Origin of the sequence: Spirillospora albida (assembly GCF_000718255.1) — a bacterium.
In the GTDB taxonomy this organism is placed as follows: Bacteria; Actinomycetota; Actinomycetes; order Streptosporangiales; family Streptosporangiaceae; genus Spirillospora; species Spirillospora albida.
In genome coordinates, this window is sequence record NZ_JOFJ01000022.1 from 50,975 (window position 1) to 70,013 (window position 19,039).

Consider the following 19,039-nt stretch of genomic DNA (forward strand, 5'->3'; position numbering starts at 1 on the left):
AGGTGAGGGGGGCATCTACACTGGCGGGCGTGCCTCTTCGCGATGGACGTCTGAGCCACGACCTCGATCCCTCCGACCGCCCCCCGCAGGACGCCTGCGGCGTATTCGGCGTCTGGGTCCCCTCGGACCAGGCGCCACGGGCCGAAGTGAGCAAGCTCACCTACTTCGCGCTCTACGCGCTGCAGCACCGCGGGCAGGAGTCGGCCGGAATCGCGGTCAGTGACGGGTCCCGCATCGTCGTCTACAAGGACATGGGGCTCGTCGCCCAGGTCTTCGACGAGTCGGTGCTGAACACGCTGCGCGGCCACATCGCCGTCGGCCACTGCCGCTACTCCACGACCGGGTCGCCGACGTGGGAGAACGCCCAGCCCACGTTCCGGTCGACCGACGCGGGCGGGCTGGCGCTCACCCACAACGGCAATCTGATCAACACGCCGGAGCTGGCGGCGCGCCTCGACGCCTCGGTGCTGACCGCGACCACCGACACCGAGGTGCTGACCGCGCTCCTCGCGGAGCACGGCGACCCGCTCGCGGCGGCCCGGGAGATCCTGCCGGCGACCCGCGGCGCGTACTCGCTGGTCTTCATGGACGAGAACGTCCTCTACGCCGCCCGCGACCCGGAGGGCATCCGCCCGCTGGTCCTCGGCTCCCTCGAGGACCACCGCGGCTGGGTCGTCGCCTCGGAGACCGCCGCCCTCGACATCGTCGGCGCCCGGTTCGTCCGGGAGGTCGAGCCGGGTGAGCTGCTCGCCATCGACGGCGACGGCGTCCGCTCCGAGCGGTTCGCCGAGGCGCGCCCCAAGGGCTGCCTGTTCGAGTACGTGTACCTGGCCCGGCCCGACACGACGATCGCCGGACGCAGCGTCCAGGCGACCCGCGTCGAGGTCGGCCGGCGGCTCGCGCGCGAGCACCCGGTCGAGGCCGACATGGTCATCCCGACGCCCGAGTCGGGCACCCCCGCCGCGATCGGCTACGCCGAGGCGTCCGGGATCCCGTACGGGCAGGGCCTGGTCAAGAACACCTACGTCGGCCGGACGTTCATCCAGCCGTCGCAGACCATCCGCCAGCGCGGCATCCGGCTCAAGCTGAACCCCCTTCGCGAGGCCATCGAGGGCAAGCGCCTCGTGGTGGTGGACGACTCGATCGTGCGCGGGAACACCCAGCGCGCGATCGTCCAGATGCTCCGCGACGCGGGCGCCGCCGAGGTCCATGTCCGGATCTCCAGCCCGCCCGTGGCGTGGCCCTGCTTCTACGGCATCGACTTCGCCACCCGCGCCGAGCTGATCGCCGGGCACCTGTCGGTCGAGGAGATCCGCGACTCGATCGGCGCCGACAGCCTCGGCTACATCTCCCTGGACGAGCTGATCTCCGCCTCGCACATCGCCAAGGACAAGCTCTGCCGCGCCTGCTTCGACGGCGTCTACCCCATCGAGGTGGACGAGGCCGCCCGGGGCAAGCACCTTCTGGAAGTCACCCCCACGTGACCCTCCGCTCGGGAGGGTCCGACCGGGCCTTTGCCGCAGGCCACCGCGCCCGCGCCGGGTCGGGCGGTCGATCGCCTCGAACGAGGCGCCGGCCGCCGGAGCCGGGGGGCCGATCGCCTCAAGCGGGGAGCCGGCCGCCGGAGTCGGGCGGCCGAGCGCCGGGGGTGGGCGCCCGCCCCGCGGAGGCGGAAGGCCGATCGCCGGGGGTGCCGGTGGGGCGTGCGGTTTTCGTTCTGAGTGGTTCGAGAGGATGAGATGACCTCCTACGAGGCGGCCGGGGTCGATATCGCGGCGGGTGAGCGGGCCGTCGAGCTGATGAAGTCGCGGGTCGCGCGGGCGCGGCGGCCGGAGGTCGTCGACGACGCCAGCGGTTTCGCGGGGCTGTTCGACGCGTCGGCGCTCCTGAGGTACCGGCGTCCGCTGCTGGCGACGTCCACCGACGGCGTCGGGACCAAGGTCGACCTGGCGCGGCGGCTCGGCGTCTACGACACCGTCGGGCACGACCTCGTCGGCATGGTCATCGACGACCTGGCCGTGTGCGGCGCCGAGCCCCTGTTCATGACCGACTACATCGCGTGCGGCAAGGTCGTGCCGGAGCGGATCGCCGACATCGTCGGGGGCATCGCCGACGCGTGCGCGCTGGCGGGGTGCGCCCTGGTGGGCGGAGAGACCGCCGAGCACCCGGGACTGCTGGGGCCGGACGAGTTCGACATCGCCGGAGCCGGGACGGGTGTCGTCGAGGCCGATGAGCTGCTCGGCCCGGAACGCGTCCGCGCCGGGGACGTCGTGCTCGGCATGGCGTCGTCCGGGATCCACTCCAACGGGTACTCGCTCGTCCGCCATATCCTCGCCACCACGGGCCTCACGATCGAGGCGCGGCCCGAGGAACTCGGCCGGACCCTCGGCGAGGAACTGCTCACCCCCACCCGGATCTACGCGCAGGACTGCCTCGCGCTCATGCGCGCCGGCGGCGTCCGGGCGTTCGCCCACATCACCGGCGGCGGCCTGGCCGCCAACCTGGCGCGCTCCCTGCCCGCCACGGTGGACGCCGTGCTCCGGCGCTCGTCGTGGGAGGTTCCGGCCGTGTTCCGGGTGCTCCAGGGCCACGGGGACGTGGCGCAGGCCGAGATGGACAAGACGTTCAACCTCGGGGTGGGCATGGCCGCGATCGTCGGAGCGGACGCGGCCGACGCCGCGCTGCGCCTGCTCGGGGAGCGGGGCGTCCCCGCCTGGGTGCTGGGGGAGATCACCGCCGGGAGCGGTACCGCCGCACTCATCTGACCTCCTCGGTCTCGGGCCGTCAGGTCCGAGGCTGCCCCGTACGACCTCCCCCCGTCACCAGAACTCCGTTCTGTGGAAAACGCCGTCGCGCGTCACGGCCATGAACGGCGTTTTATACATGATTGTCCGAACTTCCCCGGGGGGCCGGGCATCGAAGGGATGTGGGTGCTTTGCGTTGGCGAGATCAAGAGGCCTCCAGGGGGCCGAAGGTCGTCCGGGGGTTCCTGAGGCGGGCGCGGCGAACGGCGGGTCCTCTGGCGGTGGTGGGCGGACTCGGGACGTACGCGGTCCTCGTGCCGATGGGTTGGGCCTACGCGGGCACGGCCCCGCACCGGTTCTCCGTCCAGAACGTGCCGGAGACGCCCGTGGCGCTGGTGCTGGGGGCCGGGATCTGGGGGCAGAACCCGTCGAGGCTCCTGGCGCGGAGACTCGATCTCGCGGCCGAGCTCTACCGGACGGGGAAGGTGAAGGTGGTCCTCGTCTCGGGGGACAACCGGTTCGACGACTACGACGAGCCGACGGTGATGCGCGCCTACCTGGAGCGGAAGGGCGTCCCGGAACGCAAGGTCGTCCGCGATTTCGCCGGCCTCGACACGTGGGACTCGTGCGCCCGCGCGAAGCGCATCTTCGGGGTGACCCGGCTGACCGTCGTCACGCAGGCGTTCCATCTGCCGCGGGCGGTCGCGCTCTGCCGCGGGGCGGGCATCCAGGCGTGGGGCGTCGGGGACGACAGCATGGGCGGCAACCTCACGGGGCCGACCGTCAACGGCTACCTGCGGGAGCCGCTGGCGATGCTGAAGGCCACCGGAAATCTCGTCTTCCACCCGGATCCGGCACTGCTCGGACGGACGGAGAACGGCGTGGGCGAGGCGCTCACCTCACCGTGACCAGAACAAACGCCACTGCCCGGGGCCGGGCAGTGGCGCGACGTCGTGCGTTCAGCCGGAGGTGCCGTCCTTGCGCCCCTCCGTGCCGTAGTCCTCGGCGTAGTCGGCGTACTTCTCGGCAAGCTCGTCGTAGGAGTCGTCGCCGGGGTCGTTGACTCCCAGCTCGCTCTTCAGGCGGTCGAGGTCCGTGTTGCCGCTGTTGTACTTGAGCTGGCGGGCAACCTTCACCTGCTTGGCCTTGGCTCGGCCGCGACCCATTGGCTCGACCCCCTCGATGGTCAGGGCTTTCGTGGGCCCATCAACGCGCGCGTGTACCACACGAACCGATGCCTGATGAGCCATGCGTCAGTCACGGGTACAACCGTACCCGTTTTGCGCCCGGCTCGGTACATCGGTGGTACGTGGCGGCGCTCTTGTTGCGGAATCCCATTGTATCCGGTGGGTCTCCGTGGCCCGACGAGGGACGACGAGGCGCCGTCGCGGGCCGGGCCGCGCCCGGCCCGCGACGTGCCGGGTCAGAGCAGGATTCCCCGCAGGCGGCCGATGTCGGACATGCGGCGTTCGGCCAGGCGGTCGGCGGCGACCGCGGGCGGAACGCCCTCGTCCGCTGCGAGCGCGAAGATCTTCCGGGTCGTGTCGAAGATCCCGGACGCCCGGGCCTTGGCGCGCTCGAAGTCGAACCCGCCGATCTCGTCCGCCACCTGGATGACGCCGCCGGAGTTGACCACGTAGTCCGGCGCGTACAGGACGTCGCGGTCGGCGAGCTGCTTCTCGATGCCGGTGTGGGCGACCTGGTTGTTGGCGGCGCCGCAGACGATCCGGGCCGTCAGGGCGGGAACCGTGTCGTCGTTCAGGGACCCGCCCAGCGCGCAGGGCGCGTACACGTCGAGCGGGGTGCGGACCATCGCGTCCTTGTCCGCGACGACCTCCACCTCGGGGTGCTGCGCCCTGACCCGCTCGACGGCCGCCTCGCTGACGTCGCAGACGACGACGTCCGCGCCGTCCTCCCGGAGGTGCTGGACGAGGCGGTGGCCGACCTTGCCGACGCCCTCGACGCCGACGCGCCGGCCGCGCAGCGTGGGGGTGCCCCAGACGGTCTCGGCCGCGGCGCGCATCCCCTGGAACACGCCGTAGGCAGTGAGGATGGACGAGTCGCCCGCGCCGCCGTGCGCGACCGTCCGCCCGGTCACGAACCGGGTCTCACGGGCGATGACGTCCATGTCCTCGCTGAAGGTGCCCATGTCGCAGGCCGTGTAGTAGCGGCCGTTGAGGGACTGGACGAAACGCCCGTACGCCCTCAGCAGCGCCTCGGACTTGTCGGCCGACGGGTCGCCGATGATGACGGCCTTGCCCCCGCCGAGGTCAAGCCCGGCCAGGGCGTTCTTGTAGGCCATGCCGCGCGACAGGTTGAGCACGTCGGCGAGCGCCTCGTCCTCGGACCCGTAGGGGTAGAAGCGGGTACCGCCCAGGGACGGGCCGAGCGCGGTGGAGTAGATCGCGATGATCGCCCGCAGGCCGCTCGCCTCGTCCTGGCAGAAGACGACCTGCTCGTGGTTCCCGAACCGCGAGGTGTGAAGGGGGGAATCCCCTGGGGTGGTGGGTGCTGTGCCCTTTTGGGGCGACCCGAAGACATTAGGCACGGTAGTGCCCTCCTCTCTGCCTCCAGATCAGATTAGGGTGTCGCGGCCCACACCCGCGCGTCCGATCCGATACCCGCCCCTTCCGGAACGGCCAGGTAACGCACCTGTCTCGGTGGCGTCGCCAAGGCTTTGATCAAGGTGGCGCCATGTCACGATGCGGTGGTGTTTCCGTACGCCGCGTACCTACGGGTATATGAACCGGTGACCGCCTTTCCCGAGCCTGAACGAACTTTGTGGACGGCATATGCCGAATCCAGGCGGCGTCCGCGGCGGGTCCACGCGCTGGGAGCCGAGCACAGGAGGGCGGCACTCAGGCTCGTCGCATGGCCCCCCGTGGTGGCGCCGGAGCAGGAGAGCCGGGACGCGTACGTGCGGCAGATCCACGGCGCCATATATGTGTGTCCTTGGGAGACACGTCTGCGTTCCTGGCTGGCGTTCGAGCGCTTCCGGCGCGAGCGGTCCGCCGACGTGGCGGCCACCTGCGTCCCGTACGCGGTCGCGGAACGGGTGGCGCGGGACTTCGAGCGGTGGAAGAGGACGGGCCGCTCGCTCCGTCCCCACATCCGGACGAGCACCTGGCACGTGCCGCTCGCGTGGCTCGTGCCGTTCGCCAAGGAGGAACGGAGCCTGACGCTGGGGGCGCGAGCCCGGGACCAGGGGGCGGCCTCGGGCGACGTCCTGCATGAACACGGCGGACACGGTCCTGCGACGGCGGCTCCTGTGCGTACTCTGATCTATGTCACGTCGATGGCGGAGGCGCGCCGGCGGATCTCGGTCGCGCTGCCGTCGGTCCGCGCCGGCCTCGGCGGCGAGGCCGCGGGATCGGCCGGGCTGACGGCGGAGCGCCTGGAGGATCTCGGCCGGTGGCTCGGGGAGTTCCATCCCGGCGCGATCGTGGAGCTGGACTACGGGGGGCTGGTCCACCTCATGGACGACGACACACTGCGCGCGGACGAATCGGCCGGGGAGATGGCCGTGGCGATCACCGGAATGCGCCGGGGTGAGGTCGAGCTGGCCGTCGCGATGTACAAGCGTCTCCTGGCTCGCTGGCGGCCTGTGCGCGCTCTTGAATCGGCGAACTAAAACAAATTTCCCGAATCCGCGCGCGATACGACTATACGTGTCGCTAGAATCACGCTGCGTGACCCGGTGGCCACCATGCAGGAGTCGCTCCCCGCATCTGCGGGGGGAGGTTTGTGCGCAACTACCGCCAGGAACTTGCTTGTTGCGCTGAGTGGTGGCAAGGTTACACGTTGTGATGTCATAGTGGCTCTTTCGGGCCATAGAGGACATCGTGACCGCGCGAGTTTCAATCGCAGGATCGCTGTCATCGGTCCACGGAGGAGAGGCCGCAAACATGTCAGCACGTACGCCAGAGGCTGAGCCCCTGCTGACGCCGGCGGAGGTGGCGACGATGTTCCGCGTCGACCCCAAGACCGTCACCCGGTGGGCGAAGGCCGGAAAGCTGACGTCCATCCGCACGCTCGGGGGGCACCGCCGCTACCGCGAGGCCGAGGTGCGGGCGCTGCTGGCGGGAATCCCGCAGCAGCGTTCGGAGTAGTCGCGGGGCCGGCGTGGCTCGTCCAGCACGCCGGCGCCAACGGCACGGTGTTCGGGGGGGGACGGCCCGGGACCACGGTCGTCCGAGGACCACGGCCCCGGTCCACTCGCCGTCTGCCGGATGTCCCGCTCGCACGCAGCGAGCGGGACATCCGCATGCCGGGCGGGGGCACCGCCCGACCTGGCCGCCAGGTGACTTCTCTATACCCACCTACGCGCGGTACGCGTCTCAGCTCTCCGTGACCGCGTCTTCGGGGGCCGCGTCTTCGGGGGCCATTTCCTCTTGGGCCAGCCGCTCGAAGAGGGCGCCGGTGCCCGGATCGTGGCGTCCCGCCACATGCAGGAGCACGACGAGCTGGTCGACGAGGAGGCGCTCCAGCTGCGAGCGCTCCAGGTCGCGGTTCTCCAGCCAGTCCAGGCCGGCCGTCTCCACGGACGCCATCCACGAGCGCAGGGTGATGCGCAGGATCGGCCCCGGGGCCGACACCCCCAGGGTGTGCAGGATGCGGCCCAGGAGGAGCTGGCGAATGCCGTCCACGATCGCGCCCACCTCGCCGGAGCGGTCGGCGGGGCCGCCGCGGAGGAGGGCCGTGAAGCCCGCCGCGTGGCTCTCCACGAAGTCGAAGTAGCGCTGGAGGGACAGGCGGAGGCGTTCCAGGGGCTTGCCCTCGGTGGGCGGCTCCAGGAGTACGGAGAGTTGTTTCGCGGCGCTGCCGAGGGCGGCGATGTAGAGCTCGTGCTTACCGCCGAAGTAGTGGTAGACGAGTGCGCGTGACGCGCCCGCCACCGCCGCGACATCGTCTATGGAGATGTCCTCCGGCGACCGGGTGCTGAACAACTCGAGCGCTGCCTCGATCAGTTCGTCTCGCCGTTCGTCGACGCTGAGCCTGCGGCGGCCTCGTCCGCCTCCCTGCCGGCTCCGCGCCTTGCCGCCGGCCACTGCGCGATCTCCCACCCGGGAAGGGTATCCGAGCCGAGATGGCGGTACGGCGTCGCAACGGCCCTCGACACAGGCTTTTCACAAGGTCGCGTCAGGACCGTGACAAGGGCTCCGCAACGTTGTGATCATGCCCCGTCCGGGCTGTGACCCGGAACACCACAGGCCCGAACCACCATTGTCGGATGCCCGTTACTCACTGTTGCGACGGTATGAGGCGAAGGCGAGGCATCATGGCATCTCCTCCCGAGCGGAGGAGGGCGCTCCGACTCCCTCAACGGGCCCTGGGCGCCGTGGCGGCAGGTCCTGCTAGGCCCCCTGGACGGAGTGCCATGTCAACTGGTGAAGGAAATCCCCCGCACGACACGCCGGTGCGGAAGGAGGGAGCCGTGCCCGCGCCGCGCGAGCCCGCGCCGCGCGAGTCGGCCTCCCCGCCCGGCGAGGTCGTGCCCCCGCCGCGCGGGCCCGTGCCCGGCCCGCGTGACGAGGGACGTGCCGTCCCCGCGCCGAAACCGACGATCCGCAACGTGGCGGAGCGGGCCGGCGTGTCCAAGTCGCTCGTCTCGCTGGTGATGCGCGGCTCGCCGCATGTGAGCGAGCGGCGCAGGCAGGCCGTCCTGCAGGCGGCGCGGGAGCTCGGCTACCGGCCGAACGCCGTGGCGCGCAGCCTGGTCGAGGGCAGGACGCGGCTGATCGGCGCGATCGTCGCCGACCTGCACAACCCGTTCTTCGCCGAGTTCCTGGACGGCCTTCAGGAGAGCCTGCACGGCGCCGGCCTGCGGATGCTCGTCGGGAGCGGCCGGTGGGACCCGCTGTTCGAAGCGGAGGCGGTGGAGGCGTTCCTGGAGATGAGGGTGGACGGCCTGGTGCTGCTCAGCGTCGTCCCGGAGTCGCTGAAGGAGGCGGCGGCGAGCGTCCCGGTGGTCGTGGTCGGTGAACGCGACGTCAACGGGGTGGACATCGTGGTGGACGACGACGAACTCGGCGCGAGCCTGGCCGTCGACCATCTCGTCGGGCACGGGCACCGCCGGATCGCCCACATCGAGGGTGCGCGGTCCACGACGGCGCGGTACCGCAGGGAGGGCTACGAGAAGGCGATGCGGCGCCACGGGCTGGCCGGCGAGATCGTCGTGGAGCCCGGCGACTTCACCGAGGAGGGCGGGTACCGGGCCGCGTGCGCGCTCCTGCGGCGGGACCCGCGCCCGACGGCGATCTTCGCGCCGAACGACCTCGTGGCGACGGGGGCGCTGTCGGCGGCGGACGAGATGGAGCTGCGCGTTCCCGACCAGTTGTCCATCGTCGGCTACGACAACACGCATCTCGCCGCGATCCGCCACATCTCCCTGACGAGCGTGGACCAGCCCCGGCGCGACATGGGCAAGGTGGCCGCGGAGATGCTGACCGCCCGTATCGGTGACCCGTCGCGTGCGGCGCGCCAGAATCTGGTCGTCCCGCACCTCGTGGTCCGCTCCACCACCGGCCCCGCTCCCGGGCTGTGACGGACCACCGTCCCCCCCGCCTCTCCGGCTCCCGCCTCCGCCGCGCCGACCGCCGCGGACACGAACGGTTCCCAGGGGATTGCTTGATCGTTCCCAATGTGGTGTGCATCGGGTAAGGGCCTGGCCAAGGCTGCCGGGATACCCCGGCCTCGGGCGTGGGGCGGCGCGTTAATGGGACTCACCGTCCGGCCCGGTCGGGGCATCCGTCGGTGCCGGGCGGCCTCGGGGAGGCCGTCCGGCCCGCCGGACGGGAACGGCGGCAGAGCGAGGGGGGTTGGGCTCGTGCGTGATCCGGACCTGGTGTCGTGCGCGCAGCGCGCGGCGAGTGAACTGCAGCGGGCGTGGTCTGACTGGAGGCACGCGCGGGGGCTGGCCGAGCAGCTGTCGGAGTCCGTGGCCGGCTATGTCGCGCACTCGATCGACCATCCGTGGGGGCGGCCCAGGGTGGTGCTGGGACTGGACGCGGAGGAGGCGCGCGCGCTGGCCGCCCTGCTCGGCGACGAGGACATGCTCCGCTGACCGCCTGAGCCGCACCTTTCCGGCCGACTCCGTTTGACGAACTCCTTCCGGCGTGCAGACTGGCAGGGTCGTCACGAGCGCATCACGGAGGAGCGGCCTGTGCGGATCCCGCGATGCGGCCCGGCGATCGCCGGCCTCGCGCTGTCCCTGGGGGCGCTCGCCGCGTGCGGGGGCGCGTCCGGGCCGTCCGCCACGGGCACGGCCGAGGCTCCGCGGGCGGGCGAGCCCTCGGCCGGCGGGGGCGACGACGCCCGGACGCCGGAGCCGGGCGGTGACGCGGAGGCCCTGCGCGGCAAGGTGATCGTGATCGATCCGGGGCACAACGGCGGGAACGCCGCCCATCCGTCCGAGATCAACCGGCAGGTGCGGATCGGCAACGGCGGCAAGGCGTGCGACACGACCGGCACGAGCGCCGAGTCCGGCTACACCGAGCACGCCTTCACCTGGGACGTGTCGAACCGGCTGGCGCGGCTGCTGCGCGCGCGGGGCGCGAAGGTGACCCTGACCAGGCCGGACGACAAGGGCGTCGGGCCGTGCATCAACGAGCGCGCCACGATCGGCAACCGGCTGAAGGCCGATGCGGCCGTCTCGATCCACGCCGACGGCGCCGCGGCGTCCGAGCACGGCTTCCACATCATCGAGCCGATCGCGGTGAAGGGGAACGAGCGGATGGTGCCCGCGTCCCTGAAGCTCGGAAGGGCTCTGCGGGACGCCTACCGCGAGGGCACCGGGATCGCCTACTCGACGTATCTCGGCGAGAACGCCCTGGACAGGCGGGACGACCTCGGCGGGCTCAACCTGTCGACGGTCCCCAAGGTCTTCATCGAGTGCGGCAACATGCGCAATCCGGGCGACGCGGCGAAGCTGTCCAGCGCGCCCTTCCGCCAGCGCATCGCCGAGTCCCTCACGCAGGGCCTGACGGCGTACTTCTCCTGACGTGCCGCGGGGTGGTGAGCCCGCACGGCACGTCCGCGATCCGTCGCGGCGACGCGGCGGCGGCCTCTCGGAACGGGCAGGATTGACGGATGCCTGATCTTCATTCGTCCCTGCGTCGTGTCCGTGCCGCGCTGGAGGACGCCGGGTACACGGTGGCCGGAGTGCGGGAGCTGCTGGGGCCGGTCGCCGGGGGCGCGCTGGCGCGAGACGAGATCGTCCCCGCGGTGCGGGCGACCGGTGGGGGGTCGCCGCTGGAGGCCCTGACCCGGCTGTTCTGGCTCCAGGTGCCGGTCGGCGCGGCGGCGCTGAAGGGGACGGCGGACGATCTCGTCGCCGCCGGGCTGGCCGAGGCGTCCGGCGGGGAGCTCCGGGCGCGCCTGCACGTCGAGCCGCTGGAGTCGGTGACGGGTGACGGGCACGCCGGGTACGCGGTGTCCGATCTCAAGGTGCGGCCGGGATCCGGCGCCGGGCCCGCCGCCGATCATGTCGTGGGCGCGGGCGGGGCGTCCGGCAACCTGGCCCGGCTGGTTATCCACAAGCCTGTGGATAACGTGCTCGATCTCGGAACCGGCTGCGGGGTGCAGGCGGTGCATCTCGCCGACGCGTCCGTGCGTCCCCGGCCCGCCCGGATCACCGCCACGGACGTCAGCCCGCGCGCCCTGCGACTCGCCGCGATGAGCTTCGCGCTCTCCGGCGTGGACGGCGTCGAGCTCCTCGACGGGCCGCTGCTGGAACCCGTCCGGGAGCGCCGTTTCGACCTGATCGTGTCGAACCCGCCGTTCGTGGTCGCGCCGTCCGGCCGCCGGTTCACATACCGCGAATCGGGCCTTCCGGGCGATGAGTTCTGTCGCCGTCTGGTGGCCGAGGCGCCCGCGCACCTCACCGATGGCGGGCACCTGCAACTGCTGGCCAACTGGCTGCATGTGGACGGAACGCCCTGGGACGAACGGGTCGGTGCCTGGGCGGAGGGCTCCGGCTGCGACGCCTGGATCGTGCAGCGGGACGTCCAGGACCCGGCCGAGTACGCCGAGCTGTGGCTGCGTGACTCGTGCGAGACGGGTACGCCCGAGTACCGGTCCCGCTATGGGGAGTGGCTCGACCATTTCGAGCGGCTGGGGATCACCGGGATCGGCTTCGGCTGGATCACCCTGCGAAAGTCGGGCGCGGCCCGCCCGGCGATCCGCGTCGAGGAACTCCGGCACGCGGTCGAGCAACCGGTCGGCGCATATGTGGACGACGTCCTGAACGGCTTCGCCGCCGCCCGCGAGTTTTCCACAGTCTGTGGACAAGTGACCTTGGGGGCCGCCGCTGGAATCACCCAGGAACAGATCGGCCCGCCCGGTGCCGAGGACCCGGAGCGCATCGTCCTCCGCCAATCCGGCCGCCTCATGCGCGCCGCCGGAATCGGGACGGTCGAAGCCGCCCTGGCCGGAGTCTGCGACGGAGACATCCCGCTGGAACCGCTCCTGGACGCCATTGCCCAATTGACCGATATGGACCCGGGTGCCGTCCGCGCCCACGCGACGGCCGTCCTCCCCGAACTGATCGCGGACGGCTTCTTCGAGGTGCCGCGCCCGGATTAGGGGCGCGCCGCGCCGATGGTCGCGAAGGCGCTGCCCTTGAGCCGGCGGGAAAGGCCGCGGTTCATGCGGTGCGCCCAGAAGGGACCGCCGTAGATCATGCCCGTGTACGCCTGGACGAGGGTCGCGCCCGCCCGGATGCGCTCCCAGGCGTCGTCGGCGGTCTCGATGCCGCCGACCGAGATGAGGGTCAGCCGGTCGCCCGTCCGGGCGTGGAGCCGCCGCAGCACCTCCAGCGACCGCGCCTTCAGCGGCGCGCCGGACAGCCCGCCGGCCTCCTTCGTGGCGGCCGGCGCGCTGGCCAGGCCGTCGCGGGAGATCGTGGTGTTGGTGGCGATGATGCCGTCCAGCCCGAGGTCGAGGGCCAGGTCGGCGACCGCGTCGATGTCGTCGTCGGCCAGATCGGGGGCGATCTTGACGAGCAGCGGGACCCGGCGCGGCGCGGACCGGTCGGCGGCCTCGCGGACCGCGGTCAGGAGCGGGCGCAGGTGCTCGACGGCCTGGAGGTTCCGCAGGCCCGGCGTGTTCGGCGAGCTGACGTTGACGACGAGGTAGTCGGCGTGGGGGGCGACGCGCTCGGTGCTGGCGACGTAGTCGGCGGCGGCCTCGGCCTCCGGGACGGCCTTCGTCTTGCCGATGTTGACGCCCACGACCATGCCGGGGCGGCGGCGCCGCCGCAGCCGGTCGGCGGCGGACGACGACCCCTCGTTGTTGAAGCCCATCCGGTTGATGAGCGCCCGGTCGCGCGGCAGCCGGAACATGCGCGGACGCGGGTTGCCCGGCTGGGGCCGGCCGGTCAGCGTGCCGATCTCGACGTGCCCGAAGCCGAACGCGCCGAGCGCCTCGAAGACCGTGGCGTCCTTGTCGAAGCCGGCGGCGAGGCCGAGGGGGCTCGGGAAGTCCAGCCCGAGGGCATGGACGGCGAGCGCGGGGTCGCGGGGGGCGAGGAGGCGGCGGAGCAGCGGCGCGGCGCCCGGCACGGCCTGGATCGCGCGCAGCAGGCGCATCGTCAGGTGGTGCGCGGTCTCCGCCGGGACGCGGCCGATGACCAGTGAGAACAGGAGTCGATACATCGCCGTCCGAGTATCTCAGCCCGCGGTCGCGTCGGGCACGGCGGCCACGGCGGGGACGCGACGGCCCCGCAGGAGGCGCCAGAAGACCCATGCCTGGACGGGCCCGCCGAGCGTCATGAGGCCCGGCAGCGTGAACGGCAGGGCGAACCAGAGGATCGTCGCCGGGCCGAGCAGCGGCATCATCCAGATCCCGGCCATGGAACCGCTCTCGGTGGCGTAACTGAGGTCGACGAGGAGAGCGGCGGCGAACGTGAGGGTGCCGTAGGCGGTCGCGAGCCAGAAGATCACCGGCCCGTTGCGGAACCGGCCGGTCAGGCCGCTGAGGGGGCCGTTCCACAGGTCGCGCAGCCGCCACCGCAGGAGCGTCCAGAGCAGGGCGGCCTGCGTCAGGGCGAGGGCCGCGCAGACGAGCGCGGGCAGGATTCCCTCCCCCGGGCCGTCGTCGGGTCCGACGCCGATCACGAGCATGGACGCCGGTCCGGCCAGCTCGGCCAGTGGCCCGGTGAACGACGCGTCGGGGGACGGCTCCACCAGGGCGGCGGCGGTGAGGAAGGCGAGGACGGCCGACGCGTGGAAGCCCGCGGCGGCCGTGATCAGGGTGCGGAGTCTCATGTCACCATCGTGTATTCGTCCAGGTCATGGACGACCCGCCGGCGTACTCAGATGCCCTGAGTACTTCAGGAGAAGCGGAAGAAGGCACGGATGTCGCGGCCGGCCTGGCGCAAGGTCCGCCAGGCGGCGCGGACGGTGATGGTGAACGGGCGCAGGACCCAGGCGATGGCGCGTCCGGTCGGTGCCAGGAGGTACCGCCACAGCGCGCGTGCCGGGATGACGATGAACACCCGTCCCGTCCAGGCGAGGCCGCGGGCCGTCCATCCCCAGGCCCAGGCGATGGCCTCGCCCACGACGCGGCCCGCCCAGACGAGCGCCAGCCAGGGCGGACGCAGGACGTACCGCCAGAGGAACGTCGCCGGGATCACGATGAGGAGCGTGAGCAGCCACCCGAGGACCAGGCCGACTCCGCGCATGAGCCATAGAAACGGCTGCAGGAGGAGCAGGTCGAGGACGTGCCCGATGGGCGTCAGCACGTACCGGTAGACCGCGCGGCCGATCGCGGCGAAGAACCGGCCGATCGGAGCCAGCAGCCACCGGTAGAGGAGATCGCCCACCCAGCCGAAGGCCCGTCCGATGGCCTTGAGCAGCTCATAGGCCAGGCGGAACGGCAGCACGACGATCAGCGCGACGACCCGCACCGGACCGACGATCCATGACGGTCCCGACTGCGGTGAGTGGTTCGTGCCCCTGGAGTGTGCGCTGTTCACTGCCCTGCCCTCGCTCGGTTTCGATGGTTTGACCCTGATCAGGGGCGATGGGTTCCCATTGAACCCGTCACACACAAATCGCCGTACTTCCCGTCGATCCGGGCAGAGCGGTGGGCCGCCACGAGCACCGGAGCCGAGGAACCCAGATCCACATGGAGGGCACGTCATGGAGTTCCCGCGTTGGGCGATTCCCGCCGTGGCCACCCTGGCCGCGACGGGCCTGGTGATCACGGCGTGCGGACAGGAGAAGATCCAGGGGGCGGGCAAGCAGAACGCGGGAGCGCAGGCGAGCCCGGAGGCGGACCCGTCCGCGCCGGCCGAACCCGCGGTGGAGCCGGCCACGCTGGAGGTCGCCAGCGTGTCGAAGCTCGGGAAGGTCGTCACGGACGGGGAGGGCCGGACGCTCTACCGGTTCGACGACGACACCGCCCGCCCGCCCGCGTCCACCTGCGCGGACGCCTGCGCGAAGGCGTGGCCGCCGGTGATGGCGACGGAGGAGCCGACGCAGGTGCGGGGCGTCCGGTCGGCCCTGGTCGGGAAGGTGAAGCGGCCGGACGGCAAGTGGCAGGTCACGCTCAACGGCTGGCCCCTCTACCGGTACGCGAAGGACCTCAGCCCCGGCGACGTGAAGGGCCAGGGCGTCGACGGGACGTGGTTCGCCGCCGCTCCGACCGGGGCGAAGGCGGTCCCCGTGGAGCGGGCGAACGACAACGGAGACGGGGACCGCTGGAAGGGCTGGACGGTCCTCAAGGCGAAGCGGGACCCGAAGTTCGGCCTCATCGTCACCGACGGCAAGGGCCGCGTCATGTACCGGTTCGACAAGGACAGGCCGGGCAGGACGACGTGCTTCGGGTCGTGCAAGAAGGCGTGGCCCCCGGTGCCCTTCACCAACTGGAAGAAGCTGAAGCTGGAGGGCATCGACCGCAAGCTCGTCGACTTCATCGAGCGCAAGGACGACGGCACCTGCCAGGTCACGATCAACGGCTGGCCCATGTACTACTACGCCCAGGACCTGAATCCGGGTGACACGAGCGGCCAGGGGGTCGGCGGAGTGTGGTGGCTCGTCGACCCGAAGGGCAAGAAGGTCACCCGGCCCGGCGGGACGGGCGGCTACTGAGCCGCGGTTCCGTCAGCGGACGAAGGCGCGGGTGCCCGCGGGTCGGTCGGGGCCCGCGAGCACCCGCGCCTTCCCGCGTCGCCCCGGTTGACCGACACCGGCCGTGTTCCTGACTCCCCAAGTTGATCGTTTCTGTCACGATCGGGGCATGTACGAGCGCTTCGCCCACGAGTACGCCGCCCATATCGAGGACAGCCCCTACAACGCGTACTACGACCGCCCCGCCGTGCTGGGGCTCGTGGGCGATGTGGAGGGTCGGACGGTGTTCGACGCGGCCTGCGGGCCGGGCGTCTACGCCGGCGCGCTCCTCGACCGGGGCGCGCGGGTTCTGGGGTGCGACGCGTCCCCGACCTTCGTGCGGATGGCCCGCGAGCGCACCGGGGGCCGCGCCGACCTCCGCGTCCACGACCTCGCGCGCCCGTTGTCGTGGGTGCCGGACGGCACGGCCGACCTCGTCGTACTCGCGCTCGCCCTGCACTACATCGATGACCGCGTCGCGCTGCTGCGGGAACTGCGCCGGATCCTCGTCGTGGGGGGCGCGCTCGTCCTGTCGACCGAGCACCCGATGCGGCAGTGGCTCCGGCTGGGCGGCTCCTACTTCACGACGGAACCGGTGGAGGAGTCCCTGAACCCGGACGCCGACTGGCCCATCCGCGCCTGGCGCCGCCCCCTCACGTCCGTCTGCGCGGAGTTCCATGAGGCGGGGTTCCTGATCGAGGAGCTTCTGGAGCCGCGCCCGGCCCCCGAGATGGCGGAACGCTATCCGGACGATCACGCCCGGCTGGAGGAATGCCCGGCGTTCGTGGCGTTCCGCCTGATCCCGGCGGGTGTCAGCCGGTGACGGTGACCTCGGCCGTCACCGGTCGGCGGTGGCGGCGGTCAGGGGTTCGGCGGGGCGGCGGTGCTCCAGGGCGGCGCGGAGCTGGGCGCGGCCCCGGTGGATGCGGGACCGGACGGTGCCGAGCTTGACGCCGAGCGTCGCGGCGATCTCCTCGTAGGAGAGGCCCTCGATGTCGCAGAGGACGACGGCGGCGCGGTACTCGGGGGCGAGGGCGTCCAGGGCCTGCTGGATGTCGGCCTCGAGGTGGCGGTCGTCGTAGGACTGGGCCGGGCCGGGCTCGCGGCCGCGCAGCCGCTCGGCGGCGTCGTCGCCGAGCGCGTCGAAGCGGATCCGCTGCTTGCGGCGGGCGCGGTCGAGGAAGAGGTTGGTGGTGATGCGGTGCAGCCAGCCCTCGAAGGTGCCGGGCGTGTAGGACGACAGCGAGCGGAAGACCCGGATGAAGACGTCCTGGGTGAGATCCTCGGCGTCGTGCCGGTTGCCGGTCAGGCGGTACGCCAGCCGGAACACCCGGGTGGAGTGCTCGCTGACGATCTCCTCCCAGGTCGGAGGCGTCCACGCCATCGCTCCTGCGCTCACCGCTGCCCCCTTCCGATGCGCAATCGTTACTGCCCAGCATGCCGGTACCCGGATAAGACCGATGTAAGAAGTGGGCGGACGGCCGGATGCGGCGGTGTGATCCATCTCATTGGATGCGATGCCAATAGCGTTGTTGAGTCCACCGGGTGCTTCGAGGATCATCGGAGGCACTCTCACCCCGAGAACCGAGGATGTGGCATGGCGCGAAGCTATAACCTGGCCGACCTTCTCGAAATTCTGGCCGAGGCGGGCCCGGATCGTCCGGCCCTCGTGGCCGGGGACGAGCGGCGGACGTACAAGGAGCTGAACGAGCGGGCGAGCCGGGTCGGGCACCATCTGGCGGCCGCCGGGGTCGAGGCCGGCGAGCACGTCGCGATCCTCGCCTACAACCGGGCCGAGTGGATCGAGACGATGCTCGGCGCGTTCAAGATCCGCGCCGTGCCGATCCCGGTGAACTTCCGATACGTCGCGGGCGAGCTGCGGCACGTCCTGTCCGACTCCGACTCGGTGGCGCTCGTGGGAGAGCGGTCGCTGCTGGCGAAGGTCGAGGAGGTGCGCGCCGACCTGCCGAAGCTCCGCCACGTCGTGGTCCTGGAGGACGGGTCGGACGCCGACATCCCGGGCGCCGTCGAGTACGAGAAGGCCCTCGCCGCCGCCCGTGCCGACGACGACTTCCCGAAACGCTCCAACGACGACCGCTACATCATGTACACGGGCGGGACGACCGGGTACCCCAAGGGCGTCGAGTGGCGCTGCGAGGACATCTTCTTCGGCGCGCTCGGCGGAGGCAACGTCCTCGGCGACCCGATCACCAGCCCGGAGGCCCTCGCGGAGAACGCGGCGCAGCCGGCGATGGCGGTGCTGGACTGCGCGCCCGTCATGCACGGCGCCGGCCAGTGGGTCGCGTTCATGGGCCTGTTCAGCGGCGCGAAGGTCGTGCTCTACACCGACCACGCGTTCGACCCCGACAAGGCGCTGCGGCTGCTCGCGGAGGAGCAGGCGAACGTCCTGATGCTGGTCGGGGACGTGATGGCGCGTCCGGTCGCGAAGGCCCTCGCGGCGGGCGGGTACGACACCTCGTCGCTGTTCGCGATCGCGTCGGGCGGCGCGCCCCTGACGGAGGGCGCGCGGGAGGCCCTCAAGGAGCACCTGCCTAACGCGATCTTCCTCGACAACTACGGCGCGTCGGAGACGGGCGCGTGCGGGCCGTCGGTGGGCGGCGCGACGGAGGGCACCGCCCGCTTCATGATGAAGCCGGGGATCACGGTGCTGGACGACGACCTGAAGCCCGTCCGGGCCGGGGAGATCGGCAAGCTCGCACGGACCGGCCACATCCCGCTGGGCTACTACAACGACCCGGCGAAGACCGCGTCGACGTTCTTCACCGACGCCGACGGGACTCGCTGGTCGGTGCCGGGCGACTTCGCGAGCCTGGCCGAGGACGGCACGATCGTGCTGCTCGGACGCGGCTCGCTCATGATCAACACGGGTGGCGAGAAGGTCTACCCGGAGGAGGTCGAGGTCGCGCTGAAGGACCACCCGGACGTGTACGACGCGGTCGTGGTGGGCCTGCCGGACGAGATGTTCGGCCAGCGGGTCGCGGCGGTCGTCGCACCGCGTCCCGGCGCGACGCTCACCCTGGAGGACCTGACCGAGCACTGCCGGGGCCGCCTCGCCGGGTACAAACTGCCGCGCCAGATCCATTTCGTGGACGAGGTCCAGCGGACCGCGGTCGGCAAATCCGACTACAAGTGGGCGAAGTCGGTTCTCGGAGTCTGAGCGTTCCG

Annotated in this window: 19 protein-coding genes; 12 read left to right on the plus strand and 7 right to left on the minus strand. The window is 71.7% G+C overall.

Translation table 11 applies throughout. The annotated features are described in order from the left end of the window. Positions 1–29: 29 nt before the first annotated feature. From purF to IE99_RS0124670, 3 genes are all read left to right on the plus strand, one after another. Complete coding sequence (gene purF / locus IE99_RS0124660; RefSeq protein WP_030175564.1) at positions 30–1,484, plus strand: amidophosphoribosyltransferase; 1,455 nt, start codon at positions 30–32, stop codon at positions 1,482–1,484. A gap of 255 nt (positions 1,485–1,739) precedes the next feature. Beyond that, positions 1,740–2,765: a phosphoribosylformylglycinamidine cyclo-ligase gene (purM, locus tag IE99_RS0124665; protein WP_030175567.1), complete on the plus strand. Its 1,026-nt coding sequence runs from the start codon at positions 1,740–1,742 to the stop codon at positions 2,763–2,765. A gap of 263 nt (positions 2,766–3,028) precedes the next feature. Beyond that, the gene (locus tag IE99_RS0124670; protein ID WP_245623331.1) at positions 3,029–3,652 is read left to right on the plus strand and encodes a SanA/YdcF family protein; all 624 of its coding nucleotides are present in this window, start codon (positions 3,029–3,031) and stop codon (positions 3,650–3,652) included. 51 nt (positions 3,653–3,703) lie between these two features. Here IE99_RS0124670 and IE99_RS0124675 read toward each other — a convergent pair whose 3' ends face one another. Together IE99_RS0124675 and IE99_RS0124680 are read right to left on the minus strand one after the other, a co-directional pair. Beyond that, positions 3,704–3,910, minus strand: coding sequence for a DUF3073 domain-containing protein (locus tag IE99_RS0124675; protein WP_030175572.1), 207 nt, complete (start codon positions 3,908–3,910; stop codon positions 3,704–3,706). 257 nt (positions 3,911–4,167) lie between these two features. After that, positions 4,168–5,292 carry a Glu/Leu/Phe/Val family dehydrogenase gene (locus IE99_RS0124680; protein ID WP_030175576.1) on the minus strand — a complete coding sequence of 375 codons (1,125 nt, stop codon included), beginning with the start codon at positions 5,290–5,292 and terminating at the stop codon, positions 4,168–4,170. Between the two features lie 162 nt (positions 5,293–5,454). Between IE99_RS0124680 and IE99_RS0124685 the strand changes: the two genes are divergently transcribed. Next, entirely contained in the window at positions 5,455–6,375 is a 921-nt protein-coding gene (locus IE99_RS0124685) for a DUF8083 family protein (RefSeq protein WP_030175579.1), read from the plus strand. A gap of 274 nt (positions 6,376–6,649) precedes the next feature. Continuing rightward, complete coding sequence (bldC, locus tag IE99_RS0124690) at positions 6,650–6,853, plus strand: developmental transcriptional regulator BldC (protein WP_012850682.1); 204 nt, start codon at positions 6,650–6,652, stop codon at positions 6,851–6,853. A gap of 228 nt (positions 6,854–7,081) precedes the next feature. Here the strand turns inward: bldC and IE99_RS0124695 are convergent, their stop codons facing one another. Then, on the minus strand, positions 7,082–7,807 hold the full coding sequence (locus IE99_RS0124695; protein ID WP_030175586.1) for a TetR/AcrR family transcriptional regulator: 726 nt from the start codon (positions 7,805–7,807) through the stop codon (positions 7,082–7,084). 371 nt (positions 7,808–8,178) lie between these two features. On the opposite strand from IE99_RS0124695, the gene IE99_RS0124700 reads away from it, so the two are divergent. The 4 genes from IE99_RS0124700 to IE99_RS0124715 all read left to right on the plus strand — a co-directional run bounded on the left by IE99_RS0124700 (position 8,179) and on the right by IE99_RS0124715 (position 12,326). Continuing rightward, positions 8,179–9,288 carry a LacI family DNA-binding transcriptional regulator gene (locus tag IE99_RS0124700; RefSeq protein WP_281176579.1) on the plus strand — a complete coding sequence of 370 codons (1,110 nt, stop codon included), beginning with the start codon at positions 8,179–8,181 and terminating at the stop codon, positions 9,286–9,288. A gap of 282 nt (positions 9,289–9,570) precedes the next feature. Continuing rightward, positions 9,571–9,807, plus strand: coding sequence for a hypothetical protein (locus tag IE99_RS0124705; protein ID WP_030175592.1), 237 nt, complete (start codon positions 9,571–9,573; stop codon positions 9,805–9,807). A gap of 99 nt (positions 9,808–9,906) precedes the next feature. Next, a complete protein-coding gene (locus tag IE99_RS0124710; protein ID WP_342666245.1) occupies positions 9,907–10,743 on the plus strand; it encodes an N-acetylmuramoyl-L-alanine amidase in 837 nt (278 codons plus the stop codon). A gap of 89 nt (positions 10,744–10,832) precedes the next feature. After that, positions 10,833–12,326, plus strand: coding sequence for a DUF7059 domain-containing protein (locus tag IE99_RS0124715; protein WP_030175599.1), 1,494 nt, complete (start codon positions 10,833–10,835; stop codon positions 12,324–12,326). On the opposite strand, the gene IE99_RS0124720 is transcribed toward IE99_RS0124715, so the two are convergent. The 3 genes from IE99_RS0124720 to IE99_RS0124730 all read right to left on the minus strand — a co-directional run bounded on the left by IE99_RS0124720 (position 12,323) and on the right by IE99_RS0124730 (position 14,649). Next, positions 12,323–13,396, minus strand: coding sequence for a quinone-dependent dihydroorotate dehydrogenase (locus tag IE99_RS0124720; protein ID WP_030175602.1), 1,074 nt, complete (start codon positions 13,394–13,396; stop codon positions 12,323–12,325). The genes IE99_RS0124715 and IE99_RS0124720 overlap by 4 nt on opposite strands. Before the next feature lie 15 nt (positions 13,397–13,411). Continuing rightward, positions 13,412–14,008, minus strand: a complete 597-nt coding sequence (locus IE99_RS0124725) for a hypothetical protein (RefSeq protein WP_030175605.1) — start codon at positions 14,006–14,008, stop codon at positions 13,412–13,414. Positions 14,009–14,073: 65 nt separating this feature from the next. Beyond that, entirely contained in the window at positions 14,074–14,649 is a 576-nt protein-coding gene (locus IE99_RS0124730) for a hypothetical protein (protein ID WP_030175608.1), read from the minus strand. Positions 14,650–14,884: 235 nt separating this feature from the next. On the opposite strand from IE99_RS0124730, the gene IE99_RS0124735 reads away from it, so the two are divergent. After that, the gene (locus tag IE99_RS0124735) at positions 14,885–15,835 is read left to right on the plus strand and encodes an SCO0930 family lipoprotein (protein WP_030175609.1); all 951 of its coding nucleotides are present in this window, start codon (positions 14,885–14,887) and stop codon (positions 15,833–15,835) included. Between the two features lie 148 nt (positions 15,836–15,983). After that, the gene (locus IE99_RS0124740) at positions 15,984–16,676 is read left to right on the plus strand and encodes a class I SAM-dependent methyltransferase (protein ID WP_030175611.1); all 693 of its coding nucleotides are present in this window, start codon (positions 15,984–15,986) and stop codon (positions 16,674–16,676) included. Between the two features lie 15 nt (positions 16,677–16,691). Here the strand turns inward: IE99_RS0124740 and sigE are convergent, their stop codons facing one another. Continuing rightward, complete coding sequence (gene sigE, locus IE99_RS0124745) at positions 16,692–17,237, minus strand: RNA polymerase sigma factor SigE (RefSeq protein WP_157610483.1); 546 nt, start codon at positions 17,235–17,237, stop codon at positions 16,692–16,694. Between the two features lie 213 nt (positions 17,238–17,450). On the opposite strand from sigE, the gene IE99_RS0124750 reads away from it, so the two are divergent. After that, on the plus strand, positions 17,451–19,031 hold the full coding sequence (locus IE99_RS0124750) for an acyl-CoA synthetase (protein ID WP_030175615.1): 1,581 nt from the start codon (positions 17,451–17,453) through the stop codon (positions 19,029–19,031). The last annotated feature ends 8 nt before the right edge of the window (positions 19,032–19,039 follow it).